The following is a 5,498-nucleotide window of genomic DNA, read 5'->3' on the forward strand; positions in this document are numbered from 1 at the left end:
GCAATTATTTACCTGAATAGCAATTGCATCGGCATTTATCCCTGAAATTTTCAAACTAGTTTTTGGACTATTTCTTCCAAAACATTGAAAAAGAAGTAAAAGGTTGAGGTTGCACCTCGGGCAACGATAGAGGCAAGTAGCCCACAGGACCACTACGGCGCTAGCCTATTGGGCCGAGGACTACAGCCGATAGCGTGACCTGAACGCCCGTGCAGGTGAAAATGGATTTAGCAAAAAGCCGGTTGGGCGGAAGGGGCCCGCATACCAAGTATTTAAAAAAAATGTCGAACCTTCTAATTGACTTTTTCAGAAAACCCTAATTGGCAAGGTCTTAACCTACGATTGGTTATCCGCTTTCTTTTTTTTCCTTTCCTTACGAATGGTTAAAATGATGGGAATGGAAGTAATTGCAACCAAGAAAATCACTACTTTTTCTAGGTGGTGTTGGATTTCCGGAAAAATCTCTACCAAAAAATGTCCGGCTGATATCATTACCGGAACCCAAAACAAACAGCCAATTACATTCCAAAACATAAATTTCGAAAAAGGTAATCGGATAATACCGGAAAGGATAGGTACAAAGGTTCTGACAATTGGTAAAAATCGCCCGATAACAAAGGCCATTCCACCATATTTATTGTGATATTCCCGAGCTATATCGATATATTCTTTGCGGTAAAGCCATGTATCTGGCTGTCGTTGCAACCAGTTTCCTAAAAATTTACCACTGAAATAACCAAATATACTTCCAAAGGTAGCAGCTGCAAATACGGCCCCGAGTAAGGTGAAATAGGAATAAGGCAGGTAAGATGTTCCACATAATAATCCGGCAGTAAATAATAAACTGTCGCCAGGGAAGAAGAAGCAAAAGAAAACTCCTGTCTCTGCAAATACTATAAACAACAACAGACTGATGCCTCCGTATTGAAGTAGAAATTCAGGATTAAACCATTGCCCAATGCTTAGCATGTAATGAATCGGATACAAAGCTAAGCATTCCTTGAGTAGTGCGGCCTTTTCTTTTAAGGAATTAAGGAAAGTTTAGAAAAACTATGGTAACTAATTATGGTGGATGTGCCGGAAGAAAATGTGTTATGAATCTGCAATAAATTTCCATTTCCGATGAAAAGTTGATGAGTGTTCGGATTGTAAACTAAATCTTCACAGCTTCCTGTGCCTGTTAGGCTTACATAGCTATTGGGACTGTAAGTAAACCGATAAATACCATTGGATGTAGAACAAATGAAGTTTTGTCCGTCTTCCATGCTCACCATTTTATTAGGGGCCGGATTAACATTAAACTCAGAAATGGAATTGAAATTTGAATTTAGCGAAATAACACTAATTTTTCCTTCTCCGGTGGATGATTGGATGGAATTGGCAAGGACCCTTTCCGAATCTAAAACACTAAAACTCTTTATCAAATCAGGAAAGTTGGCCTGGTAAATAACCTGACCGGTTTGAATGTTATAAACTTTCAAAATACTGGGAATTGCCTCTCCAACTAAATGAGCCAACAGGTAGCCATTATGAATCATTAATTGCATAGGTAAGAGCCCTGAACTAATTGGAATTTGCAGGGTCAGCAGACCATCGGATGAAAATGCCTTAATATAACCTTCACGTAATCCAATATAAACATTGCCTGAATCCTGGCATGTGCTTAAAATGCTTGATTGTCCGGGAAAACTGGTAAAATCTACTTGCCATTTTAGTTGTCCGTCCAGGTTGGTGCAAAATAATTTGGGCACTTCCGAACCGGCTATGTATAAGGAGTTGGTTCCAGGTTGGGTGAGTAAAAACCCGGCATCGCAAGGGAAAGAACCCAGTTGTATTTCCTGATTAGATCTAAAAAACAAATCTGAATTATCTCCATTGCGCCCCAGGATATACAATCCATGATGGGTGTCTGGTGCTTCTTTGTATTGAATATTGATAGTTCGGTATTCATTGGTTTCGTTTTCGCCATCAAAAGCTGTAAGTACCAAGGTGTAATTTCCTGAGGCTAATCCGAATGGGATAGGTAATGCAAAATTTATCTCGACCAATTTCCCCCCTAAATTGGTTTTCGATACAGAGCTTTGGTTGATTTCACCTTGGTTTATTAGATTTGCCTTAACCCAAACCAAATTTGTTTCATCGCTAACCTTGAGTTTCATCCATAGGGTATCGCCGGCAAAATAGCCGGAATCAGAATTTAGCTCTATTATAGAAAGTATAGGAGGAGTTTGGTCTTTTTCCGGTTTGCATGCACCAAAACAGGTCAATGCAAGTATGAAAAACAGGCTAAAATGAAATCGGTTTACCATTGTGACTAAGGTAAGAAAAAAAACTTCAGGTTAATTTCCGGTTAACACCATATTCCTAACTTTCAAAATTAAATACTGACTACCTTTGCGCCTTCATAAAAATGCAATTAACCAACTAAGGGTTTGATAAACTATGGGATGTAGTGGATGTAGTACCGGTAGAGGAACCGGAACCCCGGCAGGATGCAACAACAACGGATCCTGCGGTGTAAATGGTGGATGCAATAAATTCAATGTTTTTGATTGGCTGTCTAATATGCGTTTGCCTGTTGGACAAGCCCCATATGATGTGGTTGAAATACGATTTAAGAATACTCGCAAGGAATTCTACCGCAATTCGGCTAATCTCCCGCTAAAAATTGGAGATGTAGTAGCTGTAGAATCGCAATCTGGACATGATATTGGTACCGTTTCCCTGACCGGTGAATTGGTTAAAATCCAAATGAAAAGAAAAGGACTGGATTCTAAATCAGATGATCTTAAAAAGGTTTATCGTATTGCGAAGGATACCGATATCGAAAAATGGCAGCAAGCATTGGAATTAGAACATCCTACCATGGTAAAGGCCAGACAATTAGCTACCGGCCTTAAACTGAATATGAAAATCAGTGATGTGGAGTTTCAAGGAGATAAATCCAAAGCCGTTTTCTATTATACTGCCGATGATCGGGTCGATTTCAGAGAGCTTATCAAGGTTTTTGCCGAAGAATTTAAGGTGAAAATTGAAATGAAGCAAATTGGAACCCGTCAAGAGGCCGGACGTGTTGGTGGAATTGGTTCCTGTGGCCGTGAACTTTGCTGCTCAACCTGGTTGAATGATTTTAGAACAGTGAATACCTCCGCAGCTCGTTACCAACAACTATCCTTAAATCCTCAAAAACTGGCCGGACAATGCGGAAAGTTGAAATGTTGCCTTAACTATGAATTGGATAGTTACATGGATGCTGTAAAGGATTTTCCTGAATCAAATATCCGCCTCGAAACTAAAACCGGTTTGGCTTACCACTTTAAGTCCGACATATTTAAACGCACCATGGTGTTTAATATGAAAGATGAAAATGGGCAGGAACAATACTACACCTTTTCCATTGCTCAAGTAAAGGAGATGGTAGAACTCAATAAGAAGGGTACAAAAATTGAACCCTTGAGTAATGCTAAACCTGAGAAATCCCAAGCACCTCAAATTACCTTTCAAAATGTGGTTGGACAGGATAGCATCACCCGTTTCGACAAACAAAAGAAAAGTAAAAGCAAACATAAAAATCGGAATAAACCTAGGCCCAATAACAACCAAGGTAAAGCCCCGTCAAGCAAATAAGCCATGTCTGTTGTTCTGCCATACAAAGAGTCTGACCTCAATAAAAAGAAACAGGTAGAGCAAATGTTCGACAACATTGCTCATCGCTACGATTTTTTAAACCGAATTTTGTCTTTTGGTATCGATAAAGGGTGGAGAAAGAAAGTAGTTAAACTCCTGTCTGTTTCAAACCCTAAACTGGTGCTCGATATGGCAACCGGAACCGCCGATTTGGCCTTGGAACTTAGCAAAATCAAAGGAGTTACCATCAAAGGTGTAGATCTGTCGGAAGGAATGCTTGAAATAGGTAAGAAAAAGGTTATTAATAAAGGGTTACAAGGTAGTATTGAACTGCTCCATGGCGATTCTGAACGTATTTTGTTTAATGACCTTACCTTCGATGCGGCAACTGTTGCCTTTGGTGTTAGAAATTTTGAAAACCTGGAACAAGGATTAACAGAACTAGCCCGAGTGCTCAAACCGGGTGGGAAATTGTTTGTGCTCGAATTTTCAAAACCTTCTTCCTTTCCTTATAAACAGGTCTATAATTTCTACTTTAAAAATATTTTGCCTACCGTAGGTAAGTTCTTTTCCAACGATAGCTCGGCATATACTTACTTACCTGATTCCGTAAACGCTTTTCCCGATGGAGAAAATTTTGCAGCAATTATGGAAAAATGCGGCTTCACTTCCATTGAAAGATATCCTCTAACCTTTGGAATTGCTACAATATATGTAGGATTAAAGCCGTTAGGATGAAACTAAGAATTTGTATTTCAGTTGAAACACCTTGTTGATTAAGCAGTTAGGAATATTATGCCTCGTTTTAGCTCTACTTTTGGGAGCCCCCAATTCCATTTTCGGACAGAAGAAGGGGAACGGACCTACTATTTCCTCCCGCAAGTCCGGCACCATGACTGCCATTTCGCATACCGGTCGGCCTAAGGTTATTCGATTGCCAAAATACGACCGGCAATTGATTCATTTTGGCTTTTTACTTGGCTTTAATTATTCCAGTTTCGCCGTTCGCTATGAGAAGAATTTAGTTCAGTTTGATTCGGTTTATTCCATTCAACAACAACCTCAACCCGGATTTGATTTGGGTATCATTTCTGATTTGCGCCTCGGAAATCATTTTAACTTAAGGTTTACTCCAACTCTCCAATTTGTCGAACGGAAGATGAATTTTAGCCTCAATGGTCGCCGCGATTCATCTTATTTGGTTACCAAACCTATTACCAGTTATCTCATGAATTTTCCGCTTTGTGTGAAGTATAAATCGGAGCGAATTAATAATTGGAGGGCCTACATGATTGGTGGTGGGCGTTTTGGTGTGGATATGGGATCCAATTCCAAAATTAAGGATAAAAAGAAGGATAATGATATTATTAAATTGAGCAAATTCGACTATGGGGTTGAACTTGGCTTTGGTTTTGAATTTTACCTGGATTTCTTCAAATTGTCGCCTGAAATTAAAATGTACTATGGTCTAAATAATGTCTTGGTAAAAGACGGTGGTGTGTATTCCAATCCAATTAACCGATTGAATACCAAGATGTTTATTTTTTCTTTGAACTTCGAATAGTTTTTTTTTGTTTTGGCGGGTCCCCTCCGCCCACCATAGTCAGTGCAAAATTTTGGTTTGTTTCAATGGGCGTTCGGGTCGGGCTATTCGTTTCAAGTCCTCGCCGCCCTGGCTAGCGCCGCGGTCGTCTGTGGGCTTTCCACTACTATCCCTACCCGGACAAACCCCAGCAGTCTACTCAAGAAGTGAATTAGCCTAATTTCCTTAGGTAGGTGAGGGAGTTGAACAAACTATTGCAATGTCTGGGTTTGAAAAGGCTGAGGAGAACATGGCAACATTACGGGCTTGCACCTCGGGCAACGATAGA

The 5,498-nt window shown here is 39.9% G+C and carries 5 protein-coding genes; 3 read left to right on the forward strand and 2 right to left on the reverse strand.

Annotated features, from left to right (window positions below):
• Nucleotides 1-336: 336 nt before the first annotated feature.
• Both K1X82_14615 and K1X82_14620 read right to left on the reverse strand, forming a co-directional pair.
• On the reverse strand, nucleotides 337-969 hold the full coding sequence (locus K1X82_14615) for a DedA family protein (GenBank protein ID MBX7183342.1): 633 nt from the start codon (nucleotides 967-969) through the stop codon (nucleotides 337-339).
• Between the two features lie 53 nt (nucleotides 970-1,022).
• Nucleotides 1,023-2,309 (reverse strand): hypothetical protein, encoded by a 1,287-nt coding sequence (locus tag K1X82_14620; protein MBX7183343.1) that lies wholly within the window; start codon nucleotides 2,307-2,309, stop codon nucleotides 1,023-1,025.
• A gap of 133 nt (nucleotides 2,310-2,442) precedes the next feature.
• On the opposite strand from K1X82_14620, the gene K1X82_14625 reads away from it, so the two are divergent.
• The 3 genes from K1X82_14625 (at nucleotide 2,443) to K1X82_14635 (ending at nucleotide 5,191) form a co-directional block, all read left to right on the forward strand.
• Nucleotides 2,443-3,627: a hypothetical protein gene (locus K1X82_14625; protein MBX7183344.1), complete on the forward strand. Its 1,185-nt coding sequence runs from the start codon at nucleotides 2,443-2,445 to the stop codon at nucleotides 3,625-3,627.
• Nucleotides 3,628-3,630: 3 nt separating this feature from the next.
• Nucleotides 3,631-4,365 (forward strand): bifunctional demethylmenaquinone methyltransferase/2-methoxy-6-polyprenyl-1,4-benzoquinol methylase UbiE, encoded by a 735-nt coding sequence (gene ubiE, locus K1X82_14630; protein ID MBX7183345.1) that lies wholly within the window; start codon nucleotides 3,631-3,633, stop codon nucleotides 4,363-4,365.
• A gap of 154 nt (nucleotides 4,366-4,519) precedes the next feature.
• Nucleotides 4,520-5,191: a PorT family protein gene (locus K1X82_14635; GenBank protein ID MBX7183346.1), complete on the forward strand. Its 672-nt coding sequence runs from the start codon at nucleotides 4,520-4,522 to the stop codon at nucleotides 5,189-5,191.
• The last annotated feature ends 307 nt before the right edge of the window (nucleotides 5,192-5,498 follow it).

The sequence above is a fragment of the Bacteroidia bacterium genome, assembly GCA_019695265.1.
Taxonomy (GTDB): Bacteria; Bacteroidota; Bacteroidia; order JAIBAJ01; family JAIBAJ01; genus JAIBAJ01.

Coding starts and splice junctions, on each gene's coding strand:
- K1X82_14615 (MBX7183342.1), bottom strand. CDS start 969: ATGCTAAGCATTGGGCAATGGTTTAATCCTGAATTTCTACTTCAATAC.
- ubiE (MBX7183345.1), top strand. CDS start 3,631: ATGTCTGTTGTTCTGCCATACAAAGAGTCTGACCTCAATAAAAAGAAA.
- K1X82_14635 (MBX7183346.1), top strand. CDS start 4,520: ATGACTGCCATTTCGCATACCGGTCGGCCTAAGGTTATTCGATTGCCA.
- K1X82_14625 (MBX7183344.1), top strand. CDS start 2,443: ATGGGATGTAGTGGATGTAGTACCGGTAGAGGAACCGGAACCCCGGCA.
- K1X82_14620 (MBX7183343.1), bottom strand. CDS start 2,309: ATGGTAAACCGATTTCATTTTAGCCTGTTTTTCATACTTGCATTGACC.